We start from the raw sequence: 3991 nt of genomic DNA on the forward strand, positions 1-3991 counted from the left end.
AGGAGTGAAGGAAATAATAAGTAATAAGTAAGTTTCCCCAATACCATCAACTATTAACTATCAACCATTACTCCCTCACTTTTATCACCTAACTCGATAACCGATGTCCCGGCGATAATACATGCCTTCAAATTCAATAGATTTAATCCCAGCATAAGCTTGATCTAATGCTTGCTGAAAGTTGTCTCCGATTCCAGTGACGTTTAAGACTCGCCCTCCATTTGTGATAATTTGTTGACTTAATAATTGTGTACCGGCTTGAAATACTGTTGCTCCCAATGCTTCGGCTTGAGCAATTCCGGAGATTGCTTTTCCTTTCTCGTAATTGCTGGGATAACCACCGGAAGCTGCTACTACGGTGGCTGCTACTCCTGATTTCCAGGTGATGGGTGGCATTTCTCCTAGACGTTGTTGAATACAAGCCAGCATCAATTCTTCTAAAGGTGTTGCCAATAAGGGTAAGACTACTTGAGTTTCAGGATCGCCAAAGCGACAGTTAAATTCTAATACTTTCAACTCTCCTAGAGGAGAAATCATCAAACCAGCATATAGTACCCCGCGATAATCAATACCCCTGGATTTTAAAATTGCGATCGCTGGTTCTAATACTTCTGTCTGTACTTTTGCCATTATTTCTGGGGTGGCGATGGGTGCGGGGGCATAAGCTCCCATGCCTCCTGTATTGTCTCCTGTATCTCCTTCTCCAATCCGTTTATGATCCTGAGCTGGTAATAAGGGGCGAATGGTCAATCCATCGGTTAATGCCAATACCGATACCTCTTGTCCGGTTAAACATTCTTCAATTACCACAAATTTTCCCGCACTACCAAATTGTCCCTGGAAGATTGACTCAATGGCTGATTCTGCTTGCTCAATTGTGGTTGCTACAATTACCCCTTTTCCTGCTGCCAAACCATCTGCTTTGACTACTATGGGCGCTCCTTGAGCTTGGACATAGGATTTTGCCTCTGGAGCTTGGGTAAACACTGCTGCTTTGGCTGTGGGAATACCTGCTGCTTGCATTAAGGATTTTGACCAAGCCTTACTGGCTTCAATTTGTGCCCCTGCTTGGGTAGGCCCGAATACCATTAAACCTTGCGTTTGTAAGTAGTCGGTAATACCTTTTGCCAAAGGTATTTCTGGCCCTACAACTACCATATCCACCCCTTCTTGTAGAGAAAATTGACTAATTTTCTCAAATTCATCTACCTTTAGGGGTAAATTTTGGCAACCCGACATAATTGCTGTACCACCATTGCCAGGGGTACAATATACTTGCTCCACTTGCTGGGATTGTAATAACTTCCAAGCAAGGGCGTGTTCTCGCCCTCCATTACCAACCACTAAAATTTTCACAAATTTCCTCACCAGAGAACAAAGCGAGAAGACCCTAAGGTTACTCTTATTTCAATTTTTTCAGTGATCAAAATTTTTTTCAAGATTTTTCCGTAGATGAGTCAGTATTTATCTGCCCTTCTGGCTTCTAAGCAGGGGAGCAGGGAGCAGAGAGAAGGAAAAATTCTACTTAGATAATTGATGGTGAAATTTTTTCATTGGGACTGCCTCCTTCAAATTGGTGTTACTTATATTTTTGCTACTGAGAAGCCTTTCCTGGTATAAGTATAAAAGTATACTATAATTCAGGCGTTATGAAGCGCGAAACATTTAATGTTCTCCTATTTTCCCAATGTCATATCAATCTAGAATCGAATGACAGCAGAAGTATTGCTAATTTAACTAGCAATGGGGATTATTTGCTCCAAAAACTGAGGCAGATAAGCAATAAAGACTACCAGTATTTGAGAGAGTTAACAATAATTGAAGTTGATCATTTTGTAGAAGCTACATCGGTCTTGCAGTCTCAGTTAGTGGATGCAGCAATATTAGAGTTATCCGATAATCATACTCATGGTTTAGCAGTTATTGCTGATTTTTGTTCCTTAGCTCCCGAGGTAGCAATTGTAGCGATCGCAAATTGGCAAGATGAAGAGATATTATTCAGAGTGATGCGGATGGGAGTACAGGAATATTTAGTCAAAAGTGAGATATCTCCTCAAATTTTACGACGTACATTACTCTCTGCCATCGCTCGTCAACAATGTCACAGGAGGGAAACAACTCAAGCAGCATTACGGCAAAGTGAAGCACAATTTCGGGCGATTTTTCAGCGTTCTTCCATTGGTATTGGTTTGGTAGACATGAAAGCACGGATTGTCGATACTAATCCAGCTTTATCTCAGATAATAGGCTATAACCGAGGAGAATTATGTGGCAAACGATTCACAGATATTATTTGTAAACAAGCTGGAGATTTAGAGCTTTATAAACAGCTCCTATCGGGAATTGAGGAGCGTTTAGAAATGGAAAGGCAATTGTTCCATCGCGATCGCAAATTAGTGTGGACTCTGGTAAATGTTTCTTTGATTCCTAACAGACATGGCAAACCAAAATTTTGCCTTGCCATGATAGAGGATATTAGTAAGCGCAAGCAAACTGAATTACAACTACTTGCTAGTAAAGAAACTGTGGAAGCAGGTAGTCGAGCCAAGAGTCAATTCCTCGCGACAATGAGCCATGAGTTACGCACTCCTTTGAATGCAATCATGGGACTATCTCAATTTTTGCAACAAGAAATGGTGGGAAATCTGAATGATAAGCAACAAAAATACATTGATTGTATTTATCAGAGTGGAGAACACCTGCTGGCACTAATTAATGATATTTTGGATTTATCTAAAGTCGAAGCAGGCAAAGAGGAACTATCACTGTCTAAATTACACGTTCGAGACTTGTGTAATTATGTAATTTCCACAGTACGCGATCGTGCTTGGGAAAAAGGATTACAACTAACAACAAGCATTGACCCTCAAGCAGAAACTTGTATCGCAGATGATAGACGATTTAAGCAAATGTTGCTGAATTTATTAACTAATGCGATTAAATTTACTCCAAAAGGTAAAGTTTCCCTAGAAGTAAAAAAAGTAACGCGAGGAATTACTTTTACTGTTATAGATACGGGTATTGGTATTGCTCCCGAAGAATTAGAATTTTTATTTACTCCCTTCAAGCAACTAGATAGTCGTTTAAATCGCCAATATGAGGGAACAGGATTAGGTTTGGCTTTGACACGTAAGTTAGCACGATTACATGGTGGAGATGTAACCCTGGAATCTACTGTGGGTGAAGGTAGTCGATTTACTATATTTTTACCTGTTATTAATGCCGAAGAAAATTATCAATCTAGGACACATAGAGATTCCAACTCACACACATCCGTCAATTCTCATATTTCTGGGGTATATACTGCTCCTACCACTAAACGTATTTTACTGGTGGAAAGGCAAGAAAAAGCAGCAAAATTATTACAAGATTATTTACAGGCGATTGGGTTTCAAGTTGAGCATTTGCAAAACCCTCGGGAATTTTTAGATAAATTATACGCTCAACAGCCAGATTTAATTTTATTCGATGGGGATTGGCAAAGGGATTCCCTGGACGAGGATGATAGGGGATGGGATTTGCTGGCTCAACTGCGACAAAATCAAGATTGGCAAAATTTGCCTGTGGTGATGATGATATCTGCAAGTACTACGGATAAAAGCTCCTATCCAGTTGGAGCGAATGAATATTTAACTAAGCCCTTAAGGATTGTGCAGCTAGAGTCAATTATTATGCAATATCTTAGTTAGTAAGGGTTACTTGAATTTTATTTTCGGTTCGTTTTTTGTTGAAATTCTTGATAAGAATGACTAATTGCTTGCATTGCGTTTTGGGCACTGGCAGAATTATTGATATCAGGATGGTACTCTCGTGCTAATCGCCGGTAAGCATTCTTAACATCATGGGAAGAAGCATCTATATCTACACCAAGCACTTCCCACCATTCACCAGATACTACAAAGTTATTTTGGCTTTTCTCAACACCCCAAGTTTGTTGCCAAATTTTTACTCTACCTCCCATACTCCCACTTATACCAATTCTCCAAAATAC

The 3991-nt window shown here is 39.9% G+C and carries 3 protein-coding genes; 1 reads left to right on the top strand and 2 read right to left on the bottom strand.

What is annotated here, in order from left to right:
- Window positions 1–84: 84 nt before the first annotated feature.
- On the bottom strand, window positions 85–1356 hold the full coding sequence (purD, locus tag CALSC_RS21900; RefSeq protein ID WP_088243376.1) for a phosphoribosylamine--glycine ligase: 1272 nt from the start codon (window positions 1354–1356) through the stop codon (window positions 85–87).
- Between the two features lie 293 nt (window positions 1357–1649).
- Between purD and CALSC_RS21905 the strand changes: the two genes are divergently transcribed.
- Window positions 1650–3689, top strand: coding sequence for an ATP-binding protein (locus tag CALSC_RS21905; RefSeq protein WP_088243377.1), 2040 nt, complete (start codon window positions 1650–1652; stop codon window positions 3687–3689).
- Window positions 3690–3706: 17 nt separating this feature from the next.
- On the opposite strand, the gene CALSC_RS21910 is transcribed toward CALSC_RS21905, so the two are convergent.
- Window positions 3707–3991, bottom strand: a 285-nt coding sequence (locus CALSC_RS21910) for a J domain-containing protein (RefSeq protein ID WP_235006887.1), incomplete at its 5' end; no start/stop codon positions are given.

The organism is Calothrix rhizosoleniae SC01, from assembly GCF_900185595.1.
Taxonomy (GTDB): domain Bacteria; phylum Cyanobacteriota; class Cyanobacteriia; order Cyanobacteriales; family Nostocaceae; genus Calothrix_A; species Calothrix_A rhizosoleniae.

Bases quoted from the DNA above. Each gene is read 5' to 3' on its own strand.
- CALSC_RS21905 (WP_088243377.1), top strand. From the start codon at position 1,650: ATGAAGCGCGAAACATTTAATGTTCTCCTATTTTCCCAATGTCATATC.